Below are 25,494 nucleotides of genomic sequence, written 5' to 3' on the forward strand. Positions count from 1 at the left end.
CCAGTGCGGCTACGCAGACGGCGCAGCAGCAGCGCGGTCGGGCCGATGCGGCTGAACAGGCCGCGCAGCAGCAGCGTGATCGGGCGGATGAGGCCGGGCAGGCTGCGCAGCAGGAGCGTGATCGGGCCGATGCGGCTGAACAGACGGCCCAGCAGGAGCGTGATCGGGCGGACGAGGCCGGGCAGGCCGCGCAGCAGGAGCGTGATCGGGCGGACGAGGCCGGGCAGGCCGCGCAGCAGGAGCGTGATCGGGCGGATGAGGCCGGGCAGGCCGCGCAGCAGGAGCGTGATCGGGCGGATGAGGCCGAGCAGGCGGCCCAGCAGCAGCGGACGGAGTTGGCGGACTTGCGGGAGGGGGCGCGTGCGCGGGCCGAACAGGATCGACAGCACCAACGGCAGCTGCTGGAGACCTGGGCCAGGGAGGCGGCCGGCCAGACACGACACGGGTACACCGGCGCTCATCCGGCGAAAACGTCGACTATGAGGTCGGATTCCGTCTGGATGCACAGCAAGGAGGGGCTGAAGGAATACAAGCCGGAGTTCGGCCAAGGCAAGGATATGAAGGCCAAGACCCGGGCGAAATGGTATCCGCGGACCTTCGTGTTCCCCGGCGAATACACCGCGCCCGCCGACCTGCACGAAGACGACTGGCGACCCGCGGATTCGGATATCAGGGCCGGCACCGGCGACGGCACGGAGAACGCGGTCGGCGCCTCAGCGGCCGGCGGCGGACCGGGCGGGCCGGTCGCGACGGTCGACAAACCGTTCGCCATGTGACGCCCGGCGGATATGCGATGACCGACAGACGATCGACGACACCCACAGAACTGATGGCTGGAGCGGATTCTCATGGCCGAACGTATCGAAATCGACCCCTATGCGCTGGACAAGGCCGCCGACATCACCTTGACGGCCGCCGGAGAGGTCGAACGCATCATCGGAAATCTCACCAGTGCACTGGCGCTCGAGGACGACGCCACCAACTTCCCCTGGGGCAACGACTCGTTCGGCAAGAAATTCGCCGACGGTGGCAAGGGATACAAGGCCTCCCGCGACGCACTCCTGGAAGGGGGCCGGTCGTTGGTGCGCGGCACGAAGGGTTTCGCCGACGGTCAGAAACAGGCGGCCGCCCTCATGCTGACCGCCGATGGGGCGCAGTGATGGTCGTGCGCGGCGCGGCGGTTTCAAGACGATCGACGGCATACCCGAACAAGGAGCATGAACAGTGACGACACCGACACCGACACCGTCGGTATGGGCGCCGATCCTGGGAGCCGCGAACAGCGGGCAACTGGAATTCGATGTCGCACACGTCGTCACGGCCACCAAGGCCGCGGCCCAGCTCATCGCGGATCTGGAATACCTCGCCCAGGTCGTGCACGAGCAGCGGTTGGATGCCATGGGCGCGTTCAGCAATCAGCAGTCGAGTCGTGATCTGGCGAAGGTCTACAGCAATCACGGCCAGGCGCTCTACGACTCGCTGATCACGCACGCCGATATCGTCCAGGACCAATACGACACCTTCGTCGCAGCCGGTAAGGCGTTCGCCACCACCGAGCACAACAACTCGGTCAACTTCGATCAATTGACGAAAGTCAAGGACGTGACCGTGGCACTGAAGCCGCCGGCGAAGAACGGCGGTTCGCCTACGGTGAACAATTCGGGTACGGAGTGGAATTACGACCAGCTCGACGCGAGCGACACCGCCGCGGACGGCGGCTACGGGTACACGGACTACACCTACACCATGCCGACCTTTCCGCAGGCCGTGCAGGGATATGGCGGCAAGACGGATGCCGTGAACATCACGATCGAAAATGCGGACAACCTGAGCTTCGAGGATTTGCGGACCTTCGGAGAGACGATCACCCCGGGACCGCCCTACGAGGCGCACTTCCAATGGCTGTGGCTGGGAACGACGCTCGAGAAACAGCTCCAGGCATATGCGGATCAGATATTCAAGCTGCGCAATCACTGGCGCGGAGCCTCGTCGGAGGCGGCAGCGAAAGCGGTGGAGCAGTACAAGAACAGCACCGTGGATCTGGTCGCCGCCACCCAGACCCTGGGTAACAGCCTGCTCTACACCAGTCAGTGGCTGACGGTGACCAAGAATGAGATGCCCGGTCCGAACTCGCCGAAGAAGAGGGCGTGCAAGGACCAGACCGACAAGTACCGCGAGCGATTCAACAAGTACTACGCGGAAGGCATCAAACGCACCCAGACCGCTATCCCGACAATCGAGATCCCCGGTAAGAAGGACGGCGACAGCGCCAACGGCGGCGGCTCGGGCAGTGGCTCGGGCAGCGGGTCCGGCAGCGGCAGCGGGTCCGGCAGTGGCAGTGGTTCGGGATCCGGCAGCGGTTCGGGTTCGGGCTCGGGTTCGGGCGCGGGCAGCGGCAGCGGTTCCGGCTCGGGTGGCGGCCACGGCGGTGGCTCGGGTTCCGGCTCCGGATCCGGTGGCGGTTACGGCGGTGGCTCGGGTTCGGGCTCCGGCGCCGGTGGCGGTTACGGCAGTGGCTCGGGTTCGGGGTCCGGGTCGGCCACTCCGGAGGAGATCGAGGCGGCATACAACGAGGGGTACGACGCCGGTTACGAGGACGGGATCGACAAGGCGTCCGCTGTCGCGGACGGTCTCGGTGTCCCGAACCTCGAAGACAAGATCAACGGTGGCGGCGGGTCCGGCTCCGATACCGGTGGTGGCGGTGCGGGGATACCCGGTGGCGTCGGCGGGCGGGGGAGCGGATCGGGGTCCGGTGGCGGATCGGCTTCGTCACCGGGCGGCAGCAGCAAGGGATCGGCCGGCGGCAGCGGATCTGCGGGAAGCTCGCCTGTCCCCGACCTGAACGATCTGCTCGGCGAGTACGGCGCCGTCGGCGACGATTCGGCGCCCGACTCCGCGATCCCCCAGGGCGGGTCTGTTCCCGGTTCGTCGCTACCCGGTTCGTCCTCGGGCACCGGCTCGGGCTCCGGTGCCGGCTCGGGTGCGGGCACGCCGGGCAAGACGTCGAAGACGCCCTTGCAGGATTTCCTGTCCCGGCTCAACGGAACGGACGGCCTCGGCGGCGACGAGTCCGTTCCGAGCCTCGACCAGTTGATCCCGGGCCTGGGCGAGGACCAGGCCGAAGCACTGAGCGAACTGCTGCCGAGCTTGAGTCCCGAACAAGCCACAGCGCTGGGCGAACTGCTACCGAACCTGACTCCGGAGCAGACCTCGGCGCTCGGTGAGCTCCTCACGGATCTGAGTCCTGAGGCCGCGGCCGCCCTCAACGATCTGCTGCCGACCTTGAGCCCCGAACAGACGGCCGCTCTCGGCGAATTGCTGCCGACGCTGAGCCCGGAGCAATCCGCGGCGCTGGGTGAGCTGCTTCCCGCCATCGGTGAGGCGGGCGGTATCGAGAGCGTGCTCGGCCCGAACGGCAGCAAGCTGACCGATCTGATGTCCTCCGGCGGCACCGAGCTGCTCTCCCAGCTGGGCAAGGCCATCGGCGACGGATTCGAGGCGTTCGGCCAGTTCCTCACCGGCCTGCTCGACCCGTCGACCGCACAGGGGCTGGCGGGCCAGTTGAACGAGCTCAGCAAGATCCCCGGTCTGGAAGGACTGGCCGACCTCGCCATGGGGCTCGATCCGAGCCTCGGCGCAGGCGGCGGCGGGGCCGGCGCCGCCGACCTCGGCGGGCTCGGCGGTGGTGGCGGCTCGGCGGTGCCCACGCAATCGCTGGCCGAACCCAGGCACACCAATCTGTTCCCCGGCAGCGCCGCGGTGCCCGCCGACGCGGCGTTGCTGTTCGGCAGCCCGTCGATCGACGCGGGCAGCCAGTCCGGCACACCCGGTCAGCCCGGATCACCCGGCGCAGCCGGTTCGCCGGGCGCGGGCGCCGGCGCGAACGCGGCAGCCGGTGGACATCGCAGACCCAAGTTCCTGAACTCGACGGAATGGATGGACGAAGCCTTGGGCGACACGCCTTTCCGGGTGAAGCCGGTGATCGAGCCGTGACCGAGGTGATCCGGTGAGCAGCTGGAAATTGACCGATCTCGAATTCAAGGTGCTGTGCAACATGCACCTCGACGGTGAACTGCCCGAACCGCTGACCTACACCAGCAACATCCGATGGCTGGACGAGTACGAGCGGGCCTGCCTGGCCACCAAGGACGACTTGGCGCGTCGGATGGATCGGGAATTCGAGACGATCATCGACGCCTTCGCCCGGCCCACGGTGGTGGTCGGCGCGCAGGCATGGGACGACGGGGATTTCGACAACCCGCAGAAGTGGGTTCGCGTCCACGCCGGTCGCCGTGGCTCGCGTGCCTACACCGTCGTGCAGGAGCCGGGCGCCACCCTCGACCACGCGGCGGGATTCACGATCAGCAGCTGTGATCCCCGTGGGATGGGCGAGGCGGTCATGGCGTTGATGCCCGCGGCGGCCGCGGGCACCAGAGGGCCCATCCCCATCGACATCGAGCCGGTGTCCTCGCGTCCGGTCGGTGGTTTCGGCTACGGCTCGATGGTCGCCGACGACGAGGACGATCGGGGATTCACCGGTTCGCAGTTCCTGGACCAGCGGTCCGACTCGACCGGGACGATCCAGGTGGTGCAGGGGCGGTCGATGTACGGCCCGCGCGGCATCACCCGCGGCGGCCGGCTGTGGCGTGATCTGCCCGGAGACGGTCGCTATGTCATGGAGTTGCATCACGCCGCGCCGGTCGCGGTGGGCATGTCCGGCGCGGCGCTCGCCGAGTGGGTGGACGGGGAGATCGAGCGGATCCTCGAGCGGATGGACGACTTGCGCGAGTTGGACGACTGGCGATGAGCAACGAGCACGCGAGGACCGAGCTGGCCGCGATCCTGGACGAGACCCGCGAACAGTTGCGGATGATCGCCGGGATCCAGCGCGCGCGGGCGGCGCTGATCGGCACCGGTTCGTCCCGGCGGCACCGGGTGACGGTATCGGTGAACGCCGACGGCACCGTGATCGAGACGAAGTTCGGCCACGGCATCGAGGATCTGAGTCATGCGGAGATCGCCAAGGCGGTCACCGAGGCGGCGCAGCAGGCGGCGAGGCATCTCGCCGAGCAGCACGCGGCGCTGATGGATCCGGTGCGGGAGAGGCGCGCCCGGCTGCCGAAACTGACGGATCTGATCGAGGACATGCCCGATTTCGACCTGCCGGAGGCGCCGAAACCGACACCGACGCCGCCGAAGTCGCTGGATCGGCCCGCGCCGATCGAGACGGACGAGCCGCGGTACAGCGATGTCGAAGAACGGCAGGAGCCATCGACGCGGCGGGTCACCGAGTCCGGGTGGTGACCCGGAATTCCGGTTGGTGACCACAGTGATCGAGCACGAATTCCGGAAGGCGGTGGGTGGGTGCGTGATCCCGACGTGAGAACTCCGATGACGGGCGCCGGTCCGGTCGTCGATGGCGGCGTCCCCGATCTCGGCTTCACGCTGGGCGGACCGGCCGGTGTGAAATCCGAGGTGGTCCGGCCGACGGCGACCGGAGTCACGTCCGAGAAGCCGGGTGGGCCGGACCCTTCCGACGGCGCGGGCCCGCCACAGTCCACACCGGAGGAGCAGGCGCGTGAGCTGGTGATGCGGATCGCGCAGGCGCTCGCGGAGTCGGGACCGCCGGGATGGCGGGAGCTGTCGGCGGTGTTCGCGCTGACCACCGTGCTCGGCGGCGGTCAGGTGAGCTACGCCGACGACCAGGGCCAGGTGGTGCAGGCCGCGATACCGGACGAGATCCTGGCGCTGGCCGATGCGCAGCGACGTGCCTCGGCCGGTTCCGGGGACGGACCGTGGTGGCGGATGTTGGTACTGCTCGATGCCGAGGGCACGCTGGAGGTGGACTACGACTACGGCGACGAGCCGTTCCCGGACGAACAACTGTTCGTGCCCGAGGCATATCTGGCCGATCTCGAGGAGTTTCCGCGTCGGCGACTGCCGCTGTGGCTGGCCGCGTACCTGTATCACGGTGGCCGACAGCTCCGCTCGCCCGCCGAGGCGGCCGAGCGGGCGCGAGCCGACCGCGACGCCGGAGTCACGGCAACGGAGGCGCACAACGATCTGCCCGATCTGCCCGCCATGTGGGTGCGCTGGGCGGTGATGTCGGCCGCGTTCGTCGCGGTCCGCTCGGAATGGGGACCGCGGATCATGCACTCGATGGGCTGGTTCGAAAGCTCCCGGCGTTCGGGGGCGACCCTGTATCTGTTGCCGCGCGGCCGGGCGGTGTTGTCCGGCGGGGTCTGGAACGCCCCGTCGCTGGATGCCGCCTACACCGAGGGCGCGCCGCTACCGCGGCTCTACGCGGGCGCGCCCGACTGGGTTGTCGACCAGGTGCTCAACGCCAGGGCGGGCAGCGGGCTGCTCTCGTTCTGCTACTGGTGGACCGGAGACCGGTGGTACCGGGGCGAGTCTCCCGGGGGCGAGGAACTGGGCGAGGCGGTGCCCGGTGTCTGGAGCGACGACACCGTGGAACAGGTGGTGCGCGAACTCGTCGACGCCGCGCCGGGCGATCCGCGGGCCGACCATGTGTCCGATCTGCTCGCCGCCGCGTTCGACGGGGTGGTCACCCGGTCGCATCTGCTCGCGGCGTTCGGGCCCGACGCCGACATCGATACCGCCATGAACCAGATGACCTCGTCCGGCGCGGCGATCGTGGAACCGCCGTATTCGATCAGAGGAGACGACCGATGACCACCGGCGCGACACCCACGGGCAATCCGTGGTCGGCATTGCGGGACTACACCCGATCCCATCCCGCGGGCTCGCGGGATCCGCTGAAGTTCGAGCCGGACGTGGCGCTGGACCTGTCGGCCGCCGCCTCGCAGGTCGTCATGGCGATCAACGGGTTACAGCAGTTCATCGCGGATCTGAGTGTGGGCGAACCGGTCTCGGGCCTCGGATCGGGTGCGGCGCTCGGCGCGAAGTTCGGCGCGAAGGCGAGCGAGCTGGACGCGATCTTCGACAAGCACAAGTCGATCCTCGGCGACATGATCGAGACCTTCGTCGCGGCGGGCAAGGCCTACGGCGACATGGACGGCTTCAATTCCGGTCTGCTCGACAACGTGCAGAGCAGACCGGGGGAGAAGTGGGAATTCGACGGCATGCCCACGACCATCGCGCCACCCGCGCCGCCGAACAATCCGACGGCCGGAACCCTGCCGGGGACGGTCACGGCGGTGAAGTCCTATGAGCAGTCGACCATCATGGGCGAGAGCGCCGACAGCATGAGCTGGCTGGATCTGTACCAGGTGGGTAACTACATCCGGGTGCACACCGTGGTCGCCGACCTCTCCGGCGCTGCCGGGACGTGGGGCTGGATGGCAGAGGAGATCGACGGCGCCTTCGTGGACTTCGTCAACAAGGTCGACGCGGTGACCGAGGGGCAGTGGACCGGACCGGGCAAGGAGGTCGCGGTCGCGGCGGTCAAGGCCTACGCGAACTCGGTCCCGGCGCTGGGCGATGCGGTGAAGGGCGTCGCCGACCTGCTGTTCTACACCGCGGGGTGGCTGGATTCGACCCAGCGGTGGATGCCCATGACCCCGACGAATCCGGCGGGGACGCTGCTGCCATCCGGCTACACCTACAGCGGCGGCTACGTCGATACCAGCTACAGCGTCACCGAAGACCAGACGCCGATGTACCGGGAGAATTTCCGCAAGACCTATCTCGCCGGGCTGGCCCAGTCCTCGACCCACGTGCCGGTGCTCCCGCCGGCGGAGGGGGCCTTCGGCACGATCCCTTCGAACCCGTACACCCCCGGGGGGAACGGGGGTGGCAACGGCGGTGGCCAGAACCAAGGGGGCAACGGCGGCGGACAGCACCGGGGTGGCAACGGTGGCGGGAACCCCGGTGGTGGGCAGCGCGCCGGCGCGGGGTTGGCGCCCGGCGTGCAGGAACTCTTCGACAAGGGCGAGAACCCGGCCACCGAAGCAGCGGCGCTGACCGAGACCGGCGCCTACACACCCACCGACCCGAAGTCGCTCGCCCAGCAGTTCGGCACGGGCACGACCTCGGGTGTCCCGCAGTTGCCGGGGCAGCAGTTGCCGGACGGGCAGCAACCGGTCGCGAATGCGCGACAGATCGCGGGAAAGCCCGGATCGTTGGCGCCGGGCAGCGCGGCGGAGGACCAGTTCCTGACCTCCGCGGCGCAACAGCTCATGGCCGCCGCGCAGCAGGGTCTGCCACAGCTACAGCAGGCCTTCCAGCAGTTCGCGCAGTCGCTCACCCCCGAGCAGCAGCGCGAACTACTGAGAAGGGCAGGGCTGGACAGCATTCCGGGAATCGAGATACCCGAGGACGCCGCGTCGGGCGACCCGACGGCCCTGGAGACCCTCGCCGCGAACCTGGCCGGTGGCGCGGGCGCCGGCGGTGGCGGTGGTGGTGGCGGCGGATTCGGTCCGGGTGCGGGGACATTCCTCGCCCAGGATCCGTCCCACGCGTCGAAGCTGTTCCCCCGGGCGGCGTCGTTCGGGTCGTTCGCGGAGACCCAGTTCGAGGCCGCGGCGAAAAGCACCGCCGCGACGGCGGGGACCCCTGGCACACCGGGTTCGCCCGGCGCGGCGGGCGCGGCGGGCGCGGGCGCGAACCAAGGGGGCGGCCAGCACAAACGCGCCGGCTACCTGGAGTCGACCGAACACCTGGAAGAAGCGCTGGGCGATGCCCCTGTGGTGGTCAGGCCGGTGGTGGAGCGGTGACCCCACGCTGGAGTTTCACCGATCTCGAATTCGTCGTGCTGTGGCAGCGCTTACGCGAGGACCCGCTGCCGCATCCGTTCATGTTCACCAGCGACATCCCCTACGAGGACGATTTCCAGCGCGCGCGTGTGCAGGTGGCCGAGCGGCTGCGCGCCATGCCCGACCCCGCCCTGGATGCCGCGCTGGAGGACGTCGCCCGCCCGGACATCGCGATCCGGGTGCGCGGATTCGACGGCGCCGACCCGTCGAATCCCACGGCGAGCATCCGGCTGCTGGCCGCGCGCCGGGAGAGCCGCGGATATCTGCTGACCCAGCTGCCGGGCCGGACGATCGATCACAGCGCAGGCTTCACGGTCGCCGAAGGCGAGGCGGTCCGGCTCGCCGACATGGTCGCCGACGCACTGCCCGACGCGCCCGCCGGAGACTACGAGCCGTTCACTCTCCCGAGCGGGCCCGGGTCCGGTCCCGCCGATGAGTTCGAGGCGCCCACCCGGCTCTGGGACAGCTACGACGAGCCGCCGGACGCTCGCGGGCGGAAGTTCCTGAGCACGGTGCCCGAGCGGATCGGGGTGATCGAGATAGCCCAGGGCATGTCCCGATTCGGCCCGAAGGGGCGAGTCGTTCGGCTACTGCACTGGCGAGACCTGCCCGGCGACGGGCGGCATGTGATCACCGCGGGCCCGCCCGTCACGGCCGCGGGCGTGGACCGGCAACGCTTGATCGCGGCGATCAACGCCGAACTCGTGACGGTGGTTCGTGCGATCAGAGACGAAAGAGTATGAGGCGAGCGAGTATGAGTGGACACGACCGGATGCCGCGGGCGGTGGCTTCCTCCAGGTCCGGTGCCGTCACGGTGGAGACCACCGAACAAGGTCTGCCGCTGCGGGTTTCGCTCGACAGCGCCGAGTTGCGGCGCGCGCCGGCGGATTTGGCCGCCGAGATCCTGCGGCTGTGCAGGCGGGCGGCCGATCGAGCGGGTGCGCAGCGGCGCAAGCAGCTGGCCGAGGCCGGCGTGAGCGCGGACCTGCTGGCGTTGACCGGACTGCCGACCGCCGCCGAAGTCGAACGTCAGGAGCTCATCGACGAGCAGGAGTACGAGGTCGAACCGCAGAGCTGGCTCGAGACGCTGTGAACGAGAGCACGACGCTGTGAAGGAGAGGCGGACATGGTGAACGACAACCTCGGAGGCGTGCTGCCGCCCCATCTGGCGCCATACGCGAATTCCCCTGGGCAGCTGGCGAATGCCCTGATGGACGAGTTGGTGGCGAACGCGCAACACCGGCTGGAGCGGATGCGCGAACTCGGCGACCGGATGTCGGCGGTCCGGGTGCGACAGTCCTCCGCGGACGGCGCGGTGACGGTCACCGTCGACGGCAATGGCGCGATGCTCGATCTGGTGCTCACCTCGGCGGTCAGCCGCTGGACGCCGGAGCAGTTCGACGAAGCGGTCGTCGGTACCGCCCGCCTCGCGGCGGCACAGGCATTCGCGCGCCGGGGTGAGCTGGTATCCGAATTCAACGCAATGCTGTCATCGAAAACAGCTGATTCCCAGCATGATTCATCGAACGCCGGTGAACCGGACGCGATCACCTGACGTTCATCTACGCGTCGGATCCTCTTAAGCTGCTGTCGCGCAGCTCTCTGCCGTCGACTGGTCCAATGACTGACAGTTCTTCTTCCGCCGAGCCGACATCACTCGTCGATCCGACTATCGTGCAGAGGTTTTCATGGCTGATCTGGTAGCAACACCTGAAGCGATCCGGCAATACGGCAAGACGTCGGCGGCGCTGGCCTCGGAGACGCTGGCGGTCGCCTCGATCGACCAGCTCGCCGTGGTCGCGGCCGCGGTTCCGGTCTTCGGCCTGATCGGCCAGGATTTTCTCGCCAGCTATGCGATGGCGCAGGCATCGCACCTGACCGCGGTCGCGGAAGTGGCCGCTGTGCACGCGGGTACGGCGGTGGCCGCGTTCGAGAGCGCCGCTTACTACACCGCGACCGATCTGGACAGCGCCGACAACCTGGGCAGCATCGGAAACGTCTGATGAGCGCACCGCTGGATCAGTCGATCGTCGATCTGCTGCGCGACAGCGCGCTGGGCTCGATGGTGGATCGGCCGGTGGAGCAGGTGCTGCGGGAGCTGGGGCTGCCCGCGCTTCCGCAGTTCGCGCCGCTGCCGCCGTTGCCCGAGCTGCCGCCGCTGCCGGTGCTCGATCTCGGTGCTCTGATCAAGCCGATGACCGATCTGGCCGGCAGCTTCGGCTCGGGTGTGCCCGGCGCCGGCCAGGGACCCGACCCGAGTCAGGTGCTCCCGCAGGTGGTCTCGGTGCTCCAGTCGGTGACGCAGCTGGGGACGACTGCGATCCAGACCGTCATGTCGCTGTGGGAGGGCGCGGGTGCGACCTCCGCGGCGGGCAAGGCCGCCCGGACCGCGGTCGACACGACCGAGGTGGCGGCCCAGGGCACCAGGATGCACGCCGACCACGCGGCTGCCGCGAACAGCGTGTTCACCGGCTACGCCTTGGTGGCGGCCGCCATCTCGAAGTATCTGGCCTCGTTGGCGGCGGCGGGGGCGTTCATCGGCACCCCCGCCGGGCAAGCCTTCGTGGTGGCGGCGACGGCCGAGACGATGGCCGAGGTGACCGCCGCGATCGCCAAGACACGTGCGGAACTCACCGTGCACAGCGCCGAGGTGACCGTCGACGGTCGGAAGGTGCCGGTCACCGCGGTGCCCGAGGGGGTGGCGGGCGCCATGGCGGCCGACGCCGCCGTCGCGCCGCTGTCCTCGGCGGCGAGCGCGCCGTTGGATACCGCGCGGGCGCTGACCTCGGCGGGCGCCGGTGCGGCGGGTGGCCTGGACCCGGCGCAATACGTCACGCAGGCATTGCAATTGGTGCAGGGACTGGTATCTGTCGGGGTGACCGGCGCCCAGGCCGTCGGTCAGGCGGCGAGCCTGTCGGACGAGCCGGGCGCCGCGCCCGGCGTCGACGGGGTGCCGGTCGCGCCGTTCACCGCGCCTGTCCTCGCGGGTGTGCCCGGTGGCTCGATCGGTGGCGGCGCCGCCACGCCCGCACCGCTTCCGTTGCAGGAGGCCAGAACCGCGACGCTGCTCGCGGGCGGCGGTGCCGGGCCGCAGGCGAGCGTTCCGGTCGTGACGAGCGCCGCCGCGACGACCCCGGGCATGGTGCCGATGGCGCCTGGGCCGATGGGCGCGGCGGGCGCTGCCGCTCGCGCGGCGGGCGCCGGTGGCGATGTGATCCGCGGCGATCTGGTGAACGCCGCGCACGGCAGCGAGGTCGTCGGCCCGATCGACGGGGTCGCGGTGCCGGTGATCGGCGCCGCCGAGGCCGTCACGACCACCCCCGAGCACGATCCAGAACCCCCGGACAAGGCACTCACCCTTTAGGAGTCCGTCATGCATTTCGATCCGTTGGAGACGGTCCGTATGGCCGCCGAGCTCGACGAACTCGCCGCCCGGCTGGAAGCCGACCTGCGAACACACGACACCGCCCTGATGGTGCCCGCACCCGGGTTCGACGAGGTTTCCGGGCACGCGGCCGCGACCCTGCGCGCAGTCGCGGCGGACTTCGACCTCTCGGCGCACGGAGGCGTCCTCGAACTGCGGAGGCTGGCTGCGACCCTGCGGGCGCAGGCACGCGAGCTGACCGGTATGGATGCCGACAACGCCGCCGGCCTCGGGGCTCCGGCCTGACATCATGATCGAACCACCCGCTCCCGGATTCACCGGTGTCGTCTGGGAAGCCAGGCCCACCGATCGGCTGGCCCGCGAACTGACCAGCGGGCCCGGTTCGGTCCACCTGGTCGAGGCGGCCACCGCGTGGACCGGGCTGGCCGCGAGCTTCGGCGCGGCCGTGGCGGACTACGACCGCATCATCGCGGGCATCCGCGCGCACTGGCGCTCCGAGACCAGCGACCAGGTGGTCGAACGTCTGTCGACGATGCGGGACTGGCTGGTCGACACCGCCGCAGCGGCCGGTCGCAATGCCCAGCACACCGCCGCCCTGGCCACCGCCTACGAGGTGGCCAGGCTGGCCATGCCGCACACCGCCGACATAGCCGCCCTGGAACAGACGCTGCGGATGATCCAGGCCGTCGGCGCCTCGCTGGGCGGTGCGCTGGTCGGCGTGGCCGCCGAGATCGACTCCGATCAGGACGCGGCCAAAGCCACGGCCGCGCGGGTCATGCGCACCTACGAGGCGGCCACCGAACCGCTGGCCCGGCCCTGGCAGCAGAGCGCGCCGCCGCCGTTGGCCACTGCCGAGGCGCTGGAGGCCGAGCAGGCCGCCGCGGGTCCGCGGACGACCTCGGTGCGACTGTCGTCGTCCGTGCCGGCGGGGATGCCGGTGCTGCCGCAATTCGCGGTGCCCAGAACGCTGTCCGGGGCCCGGGTGCACACGGTCGGCCAGGTCGTGACGCGCCCCGAGGTGGTCCCCACGGTGGCAGCGACGGCCCCCTCGGCGACCGGTGTGGGCCAGGCGCTGCCCCCGGCCGCGCTCGCCGGAGCCGGGTCGGCGGCACAGGGCGAAGAGGAGCACACCCCGCGCGCCGGCGCGGCGGACTCGACCGCCGGAGCGGGACCGGAACTGGAGGCGGGACTGGCCGCGGCGCCGTCGGTGCTCGGCGGTGTCGAAACCACCAGACCCGCCGGGGCGCCCCCGGAACAGGGGCGAGCATGACCACCCTCACCGACGACGCCGTGCTCGCGGTCTGCGATCTGCTCGGCATCCAGACCATGCCGCTGGTGCTCGGCATCGGGCCGCGCCAGGACTCGATCGATGCGTTCCTGGCCGCCAGGGAAGCCGTGACGGCGCAGTTGCGGGAGCGCGGGCTGGTCGACGCCTACGACGATGTCGCCGCCGAACTCGCCGCCGCCCTGCAGATCCTGGCCGCCCCCGAGCGCGAACTCGCCGCCCGGATCGTCACCGCGGACGGCCCGCGCCGGGTCTGCCTGGCGCGCCGGGGCGCCGGGCACGCGTTCGCGATCCGCGCGGGTGACACGATCGACATAGCGACCACCTGGGCCGACGAGGACGGCGTAGCCCTGGCTCGGCCGTTTCTCGCGGCTCTGGGTGACTGCCCGCCCGCGGAGGTGCCGAGTTTCAACGGTCTCGCCGAAGAACTGGCGGCGCGGCTGGACGCCGCGTCGGACAGTGCCGACTACGCCGACGTGGCGTACCACCTCGGCGTCGTCGACCGCGGCGCGACCGAATTCGGAATGGCGATGGCGCACTGCCATGCCCGCGCCGAGATCGTGGCCTACGCGCACGACGACGGCCGCACCATCAAGTCTTCCGGCGCCGTCGCGGTGTACGACACCGCACGGGGCCGGATTGCGGCGAGTCCGAACGCCGCGCCGGACCTCCGGGTTTGGACCACCTTCTCGCCGGGCTCCGATCATCGTATCGCCCAAGCGATCTCGGCTCTGGTGGCCACTCTGCCCGGGGGGAGGTGGATGCCCTAGCGCCACTCCTGTGTCCGTCAACCACCACCGCAGAACAATCGCCCGACTGAGAAAGAGGGATCTCCGATGGCCGGAGGAAGTGTAAGTAATGAAAGCCAGATCACACTCGGCGCCAAGAACGACATGGGCGACGCGGTCGCTGCCATCCGGGCGACCATCGGCCGGGTGAATGCCTCGGTCGAGTCCTCGCGTGCCGGCTGGCAGGGCGACGCCAGCGGCGCCTGCCAGAAGGCTGTCGCCAGTTGGGAGGGCGAAGCCGCTCGCCTCAACGCCATCCTCGACGAACTCACCACGCTGGTGGGCGAAGGCGACAAGGCCTACGTCAACCTCGATGCCGACAACGAGGGTCTCATCGCGGGCGTCGGCGCCGGCGGCGGACTGACCAACCTCTGACATCCCGCCGATCCGTACCGGTTCGGCACACGAAAGGACCTCTCATGCTTTACGACAAGGGCGCGCTGCAGACGCTGTCCATCGAACTCGACGACCATCGCAAGGACTTGGTCACCCAGTCCGGGAACCTGCAGGCGGCTGCCGCGAAGCTGGCCTCCGCGTGGCAGGACAACGAGTCCCTGGTGGCGTTCAACCAGGCGAAGCGGAAGTGGGACGCCGAGTTCGGCGACGAGGCGGGCAGCGACCCGGAGAGCACGATCGGCATGATGGACGCCCTGTCCAAGGCCGTCGATCAGGCGCTGCGCAACGCCATCAACGCCGACAGCAAGGTGGCGCAGGGCTTCGGCGGCTGATCAGGCGCCCGAGCAGTTCCGCACCGGCGGCCCGCTCGATCCGATGCCGGATCGAGCGGGCCGCCGTCATCGCCGGCACCGCTCACGCGCTCGCCGGCTCGGGCTCACCCGCGTGCCGCTGCGCACCGTCCGGCCGGCGGGCGCCGACGTAGATCAGCTCTTCCGGCGTCGCCACCATGTGCACGCCGGTTTCGCCCGATGCGGTGCGGACGGTGACCCGGTTCGGGGTGTGCTCGTCTTCGACGAGGGTGACATCGGGTTCGAAGTCGCCGCCCTCGGAGCCGTGCGGGCGCAGCAGCACGACGGTGGCGTCGGAGTAGTGCCCGGTGGGGGTGGTGCCGTCGAAGACCACCATGGTCGCGAACCGGTAGGAACCGGCTTGCTGGGAACCCGCGGGCCAGGTCGCCAGTGTCAGCGCCTGCGGTACGTCGATGTAGGCGAGCATCGGCCGCCACTGCTCGTGGCGCGTGGTGTGCACCACCACGCCGGCGCCGAGTGCGATGGCGCGCAGGATCACCTGTTTCGCCACCAGCAGCGAGCCGATGATCTCGACCCGGTGCACATGCCTGCCGACCAACGGCAGCGCGACCCCCTGCCCCGAGTCGTCCGCGCCGATCAACTGGCCGCAGCCGGCGATCGGCATGGGCAGGTCGTCGAGTGCGTCCGGCTCGCCGAGGTAGCGCTCCAGCGGCAGGACCGGCACGCCGGTGGCCAACGGCAGCCCGAACAACAGGGCGCGGCGCTGCAGGCCGGTCAGCGGGCGCAAACCCGCCGAGGTGATCGTGATCGGCTTCTCGCGCGTGACGAACCGGGCCGTCGCGGTCACCGCGATCCGCCCGTCCGCTCCGGGGCGGCGCTCCGGAGCGCGTTGCAGGCGCACGGTGATGGTGGTCGCGACCGTCGGTGCCGACCACACTTCGGCGATGCCCTTGGGACCGAGCCCTTCCGGAGTGATCCGGTAGGTGGTGTGGTGCAGGCCGTCGTGCTCGACGCTGTCCGAGGTCTCGACGAACTCGTCGAGCGGCGCGCGATGGGTCAGCTGCGTCACCGCCTGGCTCATCTCGGTGGCCGACAGCACCGTCGCCGACAATCCGCGGGCGGCCAGCCGATTCGCCACCCGCCGGGTGGCGACACCGGCCGCACGCAGCGTGCCGGTCGGACCGCCGCCGCGCCGGTCCACCGCGTGGGCATTGGCCAGCGGGTCCAGGCGCAGCACCACCCACACGGTGCGATTGGCCACCGCGGGCAGCGGGCCGAGGATGCTCTCGTAGGCACGGGCCACCGCGCCGGTGCCCGCGCTACGCGAGCCGGTGCTGATGATGTCGATCGAGGCCAGCGAGATGTCGAACTGGTCGAGGCAGCGGGCGATCTCGGGCAACGGCAGCATGTCGTCGCCGAGCAGGCCGCTCGGACTGAGCCGGACGACCGTGCGCGGCTGCGCTTCGATGCGCAACATCGTGATCAATCGCGTGCCGTCCCAGCGCATTCCGTAACTACCGCCGTCGGGTAATGGAACATCGAATGGCGAATGATTAACAACGGGCGAACCATTGCTGAATCTCTGCCATGCGAAAGTGAATTTTCGCCCCACCCATGCGGCGATATTCGTGCCCTTGCGCGGGGTGAGCGCGACCACGATCACGAGCGTCGCGACCAGGGCGGGGATCCACCACTGCTTCGCGAAAACCGTTGCGACAAAGGCACTTACAGCGGCCAGTACCAGGACCGGGAGCGTCCGTCCCAGCGGCAGCAGGCGGAAGAACCAGAATTGTGTCGAATGCAGACGCGGTGCGGTCGAGGTGTTGCCGGGGTTATCGGAAACCGCCGTGGAGGTCATGCGCTCATCATGGACCGAACTCGCCGCGGTTCGCTACTCTGTGTCTGCGCGATCGCGACCGTTCGCGATAATTCCTTGCAATTGCGGCCAGTTCGGAGGCGTGCGTGCCGGCACAGTTGACCACCCGTGCCCAAGTCAACGGCTACCGCTTCCTGCTCGAGCGCTACGAACACGCCTTGGTGCGCTGGGACGTGCGCATGCTGCACGATCCGATGCGCTCGCAGTCCCGGTCTCTGGTCGTGGGCATCGTGCTGGGCGTGCTGGTTGTCGCAGGCGCCGCCATCATGGCCTTCCTCAAGCCGCAGGGCGCCATCGGTGACGCGAAGATCGTGCTGGCCAAGGAGTCCGGCGCGCTCTACGTCGTGGTGGGCGACACCCTGCACCCGGTGCTGAATCTGGCCTCGGCCCGGCTGATCACCGGGTCGGCCGAGTCGCCCGCTACGGTCAAGGACAGCAAGCTCACGATGCGGCGCGGCCCGCTGCTCGGGATCCCCGGCGCACCCGGCGCCATGCCGGGCTCGGCCGACCACGGCGCCGCGATCTGGACACTGTGCGACGAGATCCCGCTCTCGGCGACCGGTAGCGCCGCGGCCGCCACGGGCGTCACCACCACGGTCGTCGCGGGCGCACTCGACAGCTCGGAAGGCCGCGCGCGGCCGTTCGCCGGCGATCAGGCGCGGCTGGTGACCCACTCCGGTCTGACCTACCTGCTCTACCAGGGCAGGCGCGCCGAACTCGATCCGAACGACGCGGTGCTGATCCGCGCCATGAACCTGGACGAGCACACCCCCGCCCCCATCGGCACCGCGTTGCTCAACGCCACCGAGCCGGTGCCACCCTTGCGTGCGCCGCAGATCGATCGGCTCGGCGAACCGGGGCCGGGCAAGCTCGCCGACGTCCCGATCGGCGGCCTCATCCGGGTGCGAGCGGTGGACACCGACGAGCTCTACGTCGTGCTCGCCGGTGGTGTGCAGCCGGTGAGCCCGTTCACCGCGGAGATCATCCGCAATGCCAACTCCCAGGACATGACCGACATCCGGTCGGTGCCGCCGGACCGGATCGTGGACGTTCCGGTGGTGACCGACCTGCCGGTCCAGCAGTTCCCCGAGCAGATCCCGGCCATCCTCTCTCCCTCGGCCGATCCGGTCACCTGTGTCACCTGGGCGCTGGGCGCGCACGACGGGAAGCCGACGGTCACCCTCTCGGCCGGACGCAAGCTCCCGCTGCCCGATGGCGCGGCGCCCGCGGTGCCCGCCACCGCCGACGGCACCGGCGATCGTGTCGACGCGGTCTACGTCCGCCCGGGCACGGGCGAGTTCGTCCGTTCGGTGGCCATGACTCCCGGGGCGATCGCCGGCGGACCGATGTTCTACCTGGCCGACACCGGGATCCGCTACGGGGTGCCCGATGCCGCCACCGCGCAGGTGCTCGGGCTGCCCGCCAATCCCAAGCCGGTGCCCAAGCCGATCATCGAAGCGCTCGCGCCCGGTCCGACCCTGGCCCGAGAGGACGCGCTGACGAGCCACGACAATCTGCCGCAGTGCCAGGACGAGGCCAGGCGGGCGGGGGAGTGCGCCAGGTCGATAGCGGCCGGCAACTGAGGGCCGGACCGCCTACGGCCGGGCCGCCGGATCGGCCCGGCCGTGATCAGCGCAGGGTGGCGAGCACCAATTCGAGCGCGCTCTGCATGTCGGCGGCCTCGATCCGCATCAGCACCGAGGCGTCCACCTCGGTCAGGTCGATGGATTCGTCTGTGGCCAAACGGAACTCGCGTTCCTCCTCGGCGGCCTCGATCACATTGCGGATGAAGCGGCCGTTGCCGGCCAGGTCGATCGCGCGGCGCTGCTCGCCGCTCTGGTCGACAACCCGCCGCTCGTAGAGTTCGCCGCAGGCCTGTATCAGCAGTGCCAGCGCCTCCTCCGACACCTCCGAATCCCGCTTGCGCGCGATGAAGTCGCCGATCCGGCCGAGTTCTTCGGGGGTGTAGGACTCGAACTTCACGCGCTTGGCGAAGCGCGACGCCAGACCGTCGTTGGCGGCCAGGAACCGGTCGATCTCGCCGTCGTAGCCGGCGATGATCACGATCAGCCGGTCGCGGTCGTTCTCCATCCTGGCCAGCAGGGTGTCGACCGCCTCCCGGCCGAAGGCGTCGCCGCCGGACAGGCCGGTCTGGATGAGGGTGTAGGCCTCGTCGATGAAGAGAACTCCGTCCATCGCCGAATCGATCAGTTCATTAGTTTTGATCGCGGTACTCCCCAAATGCTGACCGACGAAATCGGAACGTTTCGCCTCTATAAGTCGATCAGTTTTCAGCAAACCCAACCCGCAGTAAATTTTTGCCACCACTCTGGCAACAGTTGTCTTACCGGTTCCTGGCGGGCCGGTGAACGCAAGGTGTTGGCCGCGCGGTGTGCTGGACATTCCTTTCTCCGCGCGAATGGTTGCCAATTGTGCGCTCGCCTGTAGTTTTGCCACCTGGGTTTTGACCGCGGCCAGGCCGATCTGCTGGTCGAGCTCGGCGCGGGCGGTCTCGAGCAGGTGCTTGGCCCGGTCACCGCGTTCGGCGCTCTCGATCTGCTCGGCGGTGGGCGCCGAGGCCGGGTCCCAGCGGTCGGTCCTGGCGTCGATCAGTTCCTTGCTGGTCACCGTGATCCGGAACTTCGGATCACGCATCGCCATGGTGTTGGCCTCGAAGTCCGGAGCCTCGGAGAAGACCTTCTCGAACAGCGCCTTGGCCTCGTCCTCGCGCCCCATCTCGCGCAGGCACAGGCCGCGGCAGAAGCGCGCGGTGGTCGCCGCCGACGGGATGGGACCGGCCTCGGCCGCCTCCATCCGCCGGATCGCCTCGCCGAACAAGCCCAGCTGGGCGCACGCGGTGCCGACCATGACGTGCGCGCCCGCGGCCAGATAGGGGTCCTTCCACCCGGCCGATCCGGCGAGCACCGTCATCACGTCCGACCAGCGCTGAGTCGTGTAATGCAGCAGGCCACGGGCATAAGCGCAGATGCGATCGTCGACCTCGTCGGCGGGTCCGGCGGAGCGTCCGGCCCGGTGGGCGTCGAGTTCGTCGAGCACGCGCTCGGCCTCGTCGTAGTCGCCCTGGGAGATCAGCTGAGTGGCCTGCGCGAGCCAGATCTCGACATAGGTGGCCAACGGGTAGTCGATGTACTGGCCGAGCACGAACCGGCCGCACAGCGTGCGGGGCGGCAGGCCCAGCCTGCGTTGCTCGCGGAAGAGGGTGGTACCGCTGGTCTTGTACAGGTTGTAGACGACCTCGGCGGTGACCTCACCCGCCGCGGCCCGCCCCAGCCAGGCATCGCACATGCCGGGGTCCCACTCGGTGGCCCGCTGGAACGCCAGCTGCGCGTACTCCAGATCGCGAACCGATTCCTGGCCGTCGACGGTGACGCCCAGGGACAAGATGCCGGCGTCGAAGGCGCGCTGTGCTTGGCGGTTACCGGTCATTCGGCTGGACCCCTTAGAAATTAATTGTGCTTTTCCTCGCTCAGCTTAGCGGCTGCCGCGCTCGGCGATTCTCGGTTAGGCTGTGGCCGTTGCGATAACGCGACAGCGCGATCATAGGAGTCCTGCAACCCGTGACGGAATCGTCGAGCAACGGCGCCACGGCCGTTGATCCGGAATTGTGCCGCGTATCGGTCATCGGCGGAAATACCCAACTCGATATGGGATTGCCGGCTTCGATCCCGGTCGCTGCCTATATCGCCGATGTCGTGCGGCTGATCGATTCGCGCAACCCCGATCCCACCGAGAGCGACGAGAGCGCGCCGCCGGTCACCCGGCACTGGACGCTGGCCCGCCTGGGCCGCGACCCGATCCCGCCGCACCAGAGCCTGGCCGAAGCCGAGATCTACGACGGCGAGCTGCTGGTGCTGCGCTCGGTGACCGCCAAGGAACTTCCGGCCCTGTTCGACGACGTGATCGACGCGGTCGCGCGGCTGAGCGTCGACGAGATGCGGGGCTGGTCGGCGGCTTCGGCGCGCTGGACAGGTCTGGTGGCCGGGCTGATCGCGGTCCTCACCGCACTCGCGCTGCTGCTGCTGGACAAGGGGACCGGCATCGCAGGCGGGTTCGTCCCGCTCGGTGCGGGCCTGCTCGCGGCGGGTGCGGCGGTCATCGCGGGCCGCCGCTACCAGGATCAGCGTGTGACCGTGATCGTGCTGGGGCTCTACGCATCGGTGCTGCTCGGCGCCGCCGCCGCGCTGCTGACACCCGGCAGGATCGGGTCCCCGCACCTGCTGTTCGGCGCGGTCGCCTGCCTGGCCGCCGCCCTGGTGATCTATGCCGGGGCGAAGGCCGGGGCGCTGGTGACCGCGGCCGTCGTAGCCACCGCCGCGGTGCTCGCGATCGCCGCGCTGGTCCGGATGATCTGGGCCTGCGAGGTGGCCCACATCGCCGTCGGAGTACTGCTCGCCGGACTGATCCTGATCACACTGGCCCCCAGGCTCGCCGTCGCCGCGGCGAAACTGCCTGTGCCGCCGGTACCTACCGCGGGCGCGGCCATCGACCCGGCCGATCACGAGCCACGGCCGACCATCGAGGACATCGGTGCGATCGGCGCCACGGCGCTGCCCTCGGCCGCGGGGCTCGAACAGCGGGCGCGCGCGGCCAATCAGTTCCAGTCCGGTCTGCTGCTGGCCGCCGCCGTCCTCGCCGCGGGCGGCGCGGTGCTCGCCGCGGATCCGTTCGGGGGCGGCAGGTGGCAGGGGCAGGCGCTGGCCGCCATCGTGGCGGTGGTTCTGTGCCTGCGCGGTCGCGCCTACGCCGACATGGTGCAGGCTGCCGTGTTGATCGGCGCGGGCACGCTCACCGGCTTCGGGGTGATCACCGGAATGGCTCTCGCGCAGGAGGATCGGCGACTGATCGGTGCGGGCATCGTGCTGATCGCCGGCCTCGCCGCCGTCGGATTCGGCGTGATCGGCCCCCACACCGAGGTCTCGCCGGTGGTGCGGCGCGCCGTCGAACTGTTCGAGTATCTGCTCATCGTGCTGATCGTGCCGCTCGCGCTGTGGGTGATGGACGTCTACTCGGCGGCCCGCAACCTCACCTTCTGATGGTCGCCGTGCAGCCCGCTCGTCACCGACTGCCTCGCCATCGTCCGGTCGGTCTCCTCGCCGCCACCGCCGTGCTCGGCGGCTGGATCCTCGCCACACCCGCACCGGCATGGGCGCTCACACCGCCGGCGATCGACGACGCGGCGCTCGGGCCCGCGCAGGCGGTGGCGGCGGCCGGCGGTCCGCCCGATGCGACCGAGCAGCGCGCGCTGTGCGTCGAGCCGTTCCTGTCCGCCGGGCCGCCGGTGGACGCCCCGCTGCCGCAACGGATCCTGGATCTGCCCGCCGCCTGGCGGTTCAGCCGGGGCGCGGGCCAGCTCGTCGCGGTGATCGACACCGGGGTGAACCGGCACCCACGCCTGGACGTGCGGCCCGGCGGTGATTTCGTGCGGGCGGGCGGCGACGGCACCGAGGACTGCGATGGGCACGGCACCCTGGTCGCCGGTCTCATCGCCGGTCGTCCCAGCCCCGACGACGGTTTCGCCGGAGTCGCGCCGGATGCGCAGATCCTGGCGATCCGCCAGCTCAGCCTGCAGTACGAGGACAAGAACAGCCGCGGCGGCGACGAGCCGGGCAAGGTCGCCTCGGGCGGTTACGGCAATGTGCTCACCATGGCGGCCGCGGTCGTGCGCGCCGTCGACCAGGGCGCGACCGTCATCAACATCTCCGAGGTGTCCTGCTCGTCCCCGGGCGCCGATTCGGCCGACGGTGCACTCGGCGCGGCGGTCAAGTACGCCGCCGACCGGAATGTGGTGGTCGTCGCCGCGGCGGGCAATCTCGACCGATCGGTGTGCTCCGCCCAGAACGATCGCTCCGGCTGGGACTCGGTGCAGACCGTGGTGAGCCCGGCGTGGTTCGCCCCGTACGTGTTGTCGGTGGCCTCCACCGATCCCGACGGCTCGGTCTCGCCGTTCTCCATCCACGGACCGTGGGTCGGCATCGCCGCGCCCGGCCGCGGCATCGTCTCTCTGGACAGCAAACCGGGCGGCGTCGGACTGGTCGACGCCCAGCACGGCGCCGAGGGCGCGGTGACCGTGGACGGCACCAGCTTCTCGGCCGCCTACGTCTCCGGCCTGGCCGCGCTGGTACGTGCCCGGTTCCCCGAGTTGACCGCCGCCCAGGTGATCGACCGCATCCAGCGCACCGCGCACAACCCGGGCACCGGACGCGACGACCGGGTCGGCCACGGCCTGATCGATCCGGTGGCCGCGCTCACCGCGCACCTGCCCGAGCTCGGCGTGGACGCCGCCACCCCGAGCGCCTTCCCCGCGCCGACGCCGGACCCCGGGCCCGATCCGTTGCCCCGCAAGGTCGCGGCCATCGGCTCTCTCACGCTGCTGGCCGCGCTCGCCATCGGCTACGTCGCGTCGATCCCGTTCCGTCGCAAGGACACCGGAACGCTCGATCCGGCGAACGACCCTGCGCTCGACCCGGCCCGGGCCGGTGCGAACACCGCTCTGCCGGAAGGACGGTAGGCCATGCTCACCGAAGGTTTCGTGCGCCGCCCGCGGATAGCGCCGCCCCGCGCACCGGGCGGCGAGGTGGCGCTCAGCGCGCCGCCGGAGGTCCAGCGTCCGGTACCGCCCAGCCTGTTGATGCGGTTGCTGCCGGTGGTGATGGTGGTGGCGGTCGTGGGCATGCTCGCGATGATGGTGATGATGGGCCGCAACCTGCTGGCCAATCCGTTCATGTTGATGTTCCCGGTCATGATGCTGATGTCGATGTTCGGCATGATGATGTCGATGCGCGGCGCGGGCGGCCCGAAGAAGGCCGCCGAGCTGAACGAGGAACGCAAGGACTACTTCCGCTATCTCGACCAGACCCGTGGCGAGGTCCGCAAGACCGGGCTGTCCCAGCTGCAGTCGCTGACCTGGAGCCATCCCGAACCCGCCGACCTGGCCTCGGTGGTCGGCAGCAGGCGGATGTGGGAACGCAGGCCCAACGACCCCGACTTCGGTCACGTCCGGGTCGGCGTCGGCAGCCATCGCCTGGCCACCAAACTGGCCAGGCCGGAGACCGGCCCGCTCGAAGACCTGGAACCGGTGTCGACGGTGGCGCTGCGCCGCTTCGTGCGCACCCACTCGGTGGTGCACGGGCTGCCGACCGCGATCTCGCTGCGCGCCTTCCCCGCGATCAACATCGAAGGCGATCCGGACCGGACCCGGATGCTGGCGCGGGCCGTGCTGCTGGAATTCGTGACCTTCCACGGACCCGATCAATCCGCGGTCGCGATCATCTGCGCCGACCCCGACGAGCCGACGTGGTCGTGGGCGAAATGGCTACCGCACGTGCAGCATCCGACCGAGCGCGACGGCATCGGCCCGGCGCGGATGATGTACCGGTCGCTGGCCGAGCTGGAGACCGCCATGTCCACGGAACTGCTCGAACGCGGGCGGTTCATGCGCAACGCCCAGCCCACCGCCGGTCGTATCCACCTGCTGGTGATCATCGACGACGGCTTCGTCAGCGGCACCGAACGTCTCGTCAGCGATGCGGGCCTGGACTCGGTCACCGTGATCGATCTGACCGCGCCGCAGACCGGTCTGGCCGTGCGCCGCGGCCTGCAACTGGTGTGCGCCGACGGTATGGTCGCCGCGAAATCGGCAGCGGGCGTGGAGAAGTTCGCCACCGCCGACACCGTGACCCTCGCCGAGGCCGACACTCTCGCCAGAGCGCTGGCCCGCTACCGGGTGGCCACCGCCGCGCAGATCGTCAGCCTGGGCGACGAGTCCCGCGCGGTGCCCGGACTGATGGAGCTGCTCAAGATCCCCGATGCCGCCCAGATCGACCCCGCGGCGGTGTGGCGTCCACGCAGCGACCGTGAACGTCTGCGGGTGCCGATCGGCATCACCCCGGACGGGACCCCTGTCGAGATCGACATCAAGGAGTCCGCGGAGAACGGCATGGGCCCGCACGGCCTGTGCATCGGCGCCACCGGATCGGGCAAGTCGGAGTTTCTGCGAACCCTGGTGCTGTCCATGGTCACCACGCACTCACCCGATCAGCTCAACATGATCCTGGTCGACTTCAAGGGCGGCGCGACCTTCCTCGGCCTCGAGTCGCTGGCTCACGTCGCGGCGGTGATCACCAACCTCGAGGAGGAGATCGCGCTCGTCGACCGTATGAAGGACGCGCTCTCCGGTGAGATGACCCGCCGCCAGGAGCTGCTGCGCTCCTCGGGCAATTTCGCCAACGTGACCGAGTACGAGCGGGCGCGGGCGGCGGGCGCCCCGCTGGATCCGCTGCCCGCGCTGTTCGTCGTCGTCGACGAGTTCTCCGAACTGCTCTCCCAGAAACCGGATTTCGCCGACCTGTTCGTCATGATCGGTCGCCTCGGCCGCTCGCTGCGCGTGCATCTGCTGCTGGCCTCGCAGCGTCTGGAGGAGAACAAGCTGCGCGGTCTGGACTCGCACCTGTCCTACCGCATCGGCCTGCGCACCTTCTCGGCCAACGAGTCGCGCGCCGTACTCGGCATCACCGATGCCTATCACCTGCCCAGCGTGCCCGGCGCGGGCTATCTCAAGAGCGACGCCGACGACCCGCTGCGCTTCAACGCCTGCTACGTCTCCGGTCCCTACACCTCGCCGACGGTCGGCCGGACGGCCGGGACGGTGGACGGTCAGCAGGTCGACGGGGGATCGCCGGTGCTCTTCACCGCCGCCCC

24 protein-coding genes are annotated in these 25,494 nt (G+C 69.9%); 21 read left to right on the top strand and 3 right to left on the bottom strand.

The window, feature by feature from the left end:
- On the bottom strand, window positions 1–392 hold a 392-nt coding region (locus ON26_RS03740), incomplete at its 3' end, for a hypothetical protein (RefSeq protein WP_040794549.1).
- 87 nt (window positions 393–479) lie between these two features.
- Here ON26_RS03740 and ON26_RS03745 point away from each other — a divergent pair.
- From ON26_RS03745 to ON26_RS03825, 17 genes are all read left to right on the top strand, one after another.
- Window positions 480–776 carry a hypothetical protein gene (locus ON26_RS03745; RefSeq protein WP_040794550.1) on the top strand — a complete coding sequence of 99 codons (297 nt, stop codon included), beginning with the start codon at window positions 480–482 and terminating at the stop codon, window positions 774–776.
- Window positions 777–848: 72 nt separating this feature from the next.
- The gene (locus ON26_RS03750) at window positions 849–1,160 is read left to right on the top strand and encodes a hypothetical protein (protein ID WP_040794551.1); all 312 of its coding nucleotides are present in this window, start codon (window positions 849–851) and stop codon (window positions 1,158–1,160) included.
- Window positions 1,161–1,224: 64 nt separating this feature from the next.
- Complete coding sequence (locus ON26_RS34125) at window positions 1,225–3,993, top strand: magnesium and cobalt transport protein CorA (protein WP_051026623.1); 2,769 nt, start codon at window positions 1,225–1,227, stop codon at window positions 3,991–3,993.
- A gap of 13 nt (window positions 3,994–4,006) precedes the next feature.
- Window positions 4,007–4,807: an ESX secretion-associated protein EspG gene (locus tag ON26_RS31450; RefSeq protein WP_051026628.1), complete on the top strand. Its 801-nt coding sequence runs from the start codon at window positions 4,007–4,009 to the stop codon at window positions 4,805–4,807.
- Window positions 4,804–5,304 carry a YbaB/EbfC family nucleoid-associated protein gene (locus tag ON26_RS03765; RefSeq protein WP_040794552.1) on the top strand — a complete coding sequence of 167 codons (501 nt, stop codon included), beginning with the start codon at window positions 4,804–4,806 and terminating at the stop codon, window positions 5,302–5,304. Before ON26_RS31450 ends, ON26_RS03765 begins: the two co-directional genes overlap by 4 nt.
- Window positions 5,305–5,364: 60 nt before the next feature.
- Window positions 5,365–6,693: a hypothetical protein gene (locus ON26_RS03770; protein ID WP_157171777.1), complete on the top strand. Its 1,329-nt coding sequence runs from the start codon at window positions 5,365–5,367 to the stop codon at window positions 6,691–6,693.
- Window positions 6,690–8,696 (top strand): hypothetical protein, encoded by a 2,007-nt coding sequence (locus ON26_RS33125; protein WP_040794553.1) that lies wholly within the window; start codon window positions 6,690–6,692, stop codon window positions 8,694–8,696. The genes ON26_RS03770 and ON26_RS33125 overlap by 4 nt, the downstream gene beginning before the upstream one ends.
- Window positions 8,693–9,478, top strand: a complete 786-nt coding sequence (locus tag ON26_RS33130; protein ID WP_040794554.1) for an ESX secretion-associated protein EspG — start codon at window positions 8,693–8,695, stop codon at window positions 9,476–9,478. Before ON26_RS33125 ends, ON26_RS33130 begins: the two co-directional genes overlap by 4 nt.
- An 11-nt stretch (window positions 9,479–9,489) precedes the next feature.
- Window positions 9,490–9,828, top strand: coding sequence for a hypothetical protein (locus tag ON26_RS03785; protein WP_051026633.1), 339 nt, complete (start codon window positions 9,490–9,492; stop codon window positions 9,826–9,828).
- Between the two features lie 33 nt (window positions 9,829–9,861).
- Window positions 9,862–10,290 (top strand): YbaB/EbfC family nucleoid-associated protein, encoded by a 429-nt coding sequence (locus ON26_RS03790; protein WP_245545707.1) that lies wholly within the window; start codon window positions 9,862–9,864, stop codon window positions 10,288–10,290.
- Window positions 10,291–10,423: 133 nt separating this feature from the next.
- The gene (locus ON26_RS03795; RefSeq protein ID WP_040794556.1) at window positions 10,424–10,738 is read left to right on the top strand and encodes a type VII secretion target; all 315 of its coding nucleotides are present in this window, start codon (window positions 10,424–10,426) and stop codon (window positions 10,736–10,738) included.
- Entirely contained in the window at window positions 10,738–12,099 is a 1,362-nt protein-coding gene (locus tag ON26_RS03800; RefSeq protein WP_040794557.1) for a hypothetical protein, read from the top strand. The genes ON26_RS03795 and ON26_RS03800 overlap by 1 nt, the downstream gene beginning before the upstream one ends.
- Before the next feature lie 9 nt (window positions 12,100–12,108).
- Complete coding sequence (locus ON26_RS03805; protein WP_040794558.1) at window positions 12,109–12,405, top strand: PE domain-containing protein; 297 nt, start codon at window positions 12,109–12,111, stop codon at window positions 12,403–12,405.
- Window positions 12,406–12,409: 4 nt separating this feature from the next.
- Window positions 12,410–13,390, top strand: coding sequence for a PPE family protein (locus ON26_RS03810; protein ID WP_040794559.1), 981 nt, complete (start codon window positions 12,410–12,412; stop codon window positions 13,388–13,390).
- Entirely contained in the window at window positions 13,387–14,175 is a 789-nt protein-coding gene (locus ON26_RS03815) for an ESX secretion-associated protein EspG (protein WP_040794560.1), read from the top strand. The genes ON26_RS03810 and ON26_RS03815 overlap by 4 nt, the downstream gene beginning before the upstream one ends.
- Window positions 14,176–14,241: 66 nt before the next feature.
- Window positions 14,242–14,568: a WXG100 family type VII secretion target gene (locus ON26_RS03820; protein ID WP_083883709.1), complete on the top strand. Its 327-nt coding sequence runs from the start codon at window positions 14,242–14,244 to the stop codon at window positions 14,566–14,568.
- Between the two features lie 44 nt (window positions 14,569–14,612).
- On the top strand, window positions 14,613–14,921 hold the full coding sequence (locus ON26_RS03825) for a hypothetical protein (RefSeq protein ID WP_040794562.1): 309 nt from the start codon (window positions 14,613–14,615) through the stop codon (window positions 14,919–14,921).
- 82 nt (window positions 14,922–15,003) lie between these two features.
- On the opposite strand, the gene eccE is transcribed toward ON26_RS03825, so the two are convergent.
- Window positions 15,004–16,758 carry a type VII secretion protein EccE gene (eccE, locus tag ON26_RS03830; RefSeq protein WP_083883710.1) on the bottom strand — a complete coding sequence of 585 codons (1,755 nt, stop codon included), beginning with the start codon at window positions 16,756–16,758 and terminating at the stop codon, window positions 15,004–15,006.
- A gap of 104 nt (window positions 16,759–16,862) precedes the next feature.
- Here eccE and eccB point away from each other — a divergent pair, with 104 nt between their 5' ends.
- Window positions 16,863–18,359: a type VII secretion protein EccB gene (gene eccB, locus ON26_RS03835; protein WP_040794563.1), complete on the top strand. Its 1,497-nt coding sequence runs from the start codon at window positions 16,863–16,865 to the stop codon at window positions 18,357–18,359.
- A 46-nt stretch (window positions 18,360–18,405) separates the two neighbouring features.
- Here the strand turns inward: eccB and eccA are convergent, their stop codons facing one another.
- Window positions 18,406–20,223 carry a type VII secretion AAA-ATPase EccA gene (gene eccA / locus ON26_RS03840; RefSeq protein ID WP_040794564.1) on the bottom strand — a complete coding sequence of 606 codons (1,818 nt, stop codon included), beginning with the start codon at window positions 20,221–20,223 and terminating at the stop codon, window positions 18,406–18,408.
- Between the two features lie 131 nt (window positions 20,224–20,354).
- On the opposite strand from eccA, the gene eccD reads away from it, so the two are divergent.
- The 3 genes from eccD to eccCa form a co-directional block, all read left to right on the top strand.
- Window positions 20,355–21,830: a type VII secretion integral membrane protein EccD gene (gene eccD, locus ON26_RS03845; protein WP_040794565.1), complete on the top strand. Its 1,476-nt coding sequence runs from the start codon at window positions 20,355–20,357 to the stop codon at window positions 21,828–21,830.
- Window positions 21,830–23,305: a type VII secretion-associated serine protease mycosin gene (gene mycP, locus ON26_RS03850; protein WP_051026637.1), complete on the top strand. Its 1,476-nt coding sequence runs from the start codon at window positions 21,830–21,832 to the stop codon at window positions 23,303–23,305. The genes eccD and mycP overlap by 1 nt, the downstream gene beginning before the upstream one ends.
- Window positions 23,306–23,308: 3 nt before the next feature.
- On the top strand, window positions 23,309–25,494 hold a 2,186-nt coding region (gene eccCa, locus ON26_RS03855; RefSeq protein ID WP_040794566.1), incomplete at its 3' end, for a type VII secretion protein EccCa.

Origin of the sequence: Nocardia higoensis NBRC 100133 (genome assembly GCF_000308595.1) — a bacterium.
In the GTDB taxonomy this organism is placed as follows: domain Bacteria; phylum Actinomycetota; class Actinomycetes; order Mycobacteriales; family Mycobacteriaceae; genus Nocardia; species Nocardia higoensis.

What these genes read in the sequence shown, in the direction of transcription:
- ON26_RS03795 (WP_040794556.1), top strand. Translation starts at nt 10,424, where the DNA reads ATGGCTGATCTGGTAGCAACACCTGAAGCGATCCGGCAATACGGCAAG.
- eccA (WP_040794564.1), bottom strand. Translation starts at nt 20,223, where the DNA reads ATGACCGGTAACCGCCAAGCACAGCGCGCCTTCGACGCCGGCATCTTG.
- ON26_RS03805 (WP_040794558.1), top strand. Translation starts at nt 12,109, where the DNA reads ATGCATTTCGATCCGTTGGAGACGGTCCGTATGGCCGCCGAGCTCGAC.
- ON26_RS03745 (WP_040794550.1), top strand. Translation starts at nt 480, where the DNA reads ATGAGGTCGGATTCCGTCTGGATGCACAGCAAGGAGGGGCTGAAGGAA.
- ON26_RS03810 (WP_040794559.1), top strand. Translation starts at nt 12,410, where the DNA reads ATGATCGAACCACCCGCTCCCGGATTCACCGGTGTCGTCTGGGAAGCC.
- eccE (WP_083883710.1), bottom strand. Translation starts at nt 16,758, where the DNA reads ATGACCTCCACGGCGGTTTCCGATAACCCCGGCAACACCTCGACCGCA.
- ON26_RS03825 (WP_040794562.1), top strand. Translation starts at nt 14,613, where the DNA reads ATGCTTTACGACAAGGGCGCGCTGCAGACGCTGTCCATCGAACTCGAC.
- ON26_RS03790 (WP_245545707.1), top strand. Translation starts at nt 9,862, where the DNA reads ATGGTGAACGACAACCTCGGAGGCGTGCTGCCGCCCCATCTGGCGCCA.
- mycP (WP_051026637.1), top strand. Translation starts at nt 21,830, where the DNA reads ATGGTCGCCGTGCAGCCCGCTCGTCACCGACTGCCTCGCCATCGTCCG.
- ON26_RS03785 (WP_051026633.1), top strand. Translation starts at nt 9,490, where the DNA reads ATGAGTGGACACGACCGGATGCCGCGGGCGGTGGCTTCCTCCAGGTCC.
- ON26_RS03815 (WP_040794560.1), top strand. Translation starts at nt 13,387, where the DNA reads ATGACCACCCTCACCGACGACGCCGTGCTCGCGGTCTGCGATCTGCTC.
- ON26_RS03800 (WP_040794557.1), top strand. Translation starts at nt 10,738, where the DNA reads ATGAGCGCACCGCTGGATCAGTCGATCGTCGATCTGCTGCGCGACAGC.
- ON26_RS03765 (WP_040794552.1), top strand. Translation starts at nt 4,804, where the DNA reads ATGAGCAACGAGCACGCGAGGACCGAGCTGGCCGCGATCCTGGACGAG.
- ON26_RS03820 (WP_083883709.1), top strand. Translation starts at nt 14,242, where the DNA reads ATGGCCGGAGGAAGTGTAAGTAATGAAAGCCAGATCACACTCGGCGCC.
- ON26_RS03750 (WP_040794551.1), top strand. Translation starts at nt 849, where the DNA reads ATGGCCGAACGTATCGAAATCGACCCCTATGCGCTGGACAAGGCCGCC.
- ON26_RS33125 (WP_040794553.1), top strand. Translation starts at nt 6,690, where the DNA reads ATGACCACCGGCGCGACACCCACGGGCAATCCGTGGTCGGCATTGCGG.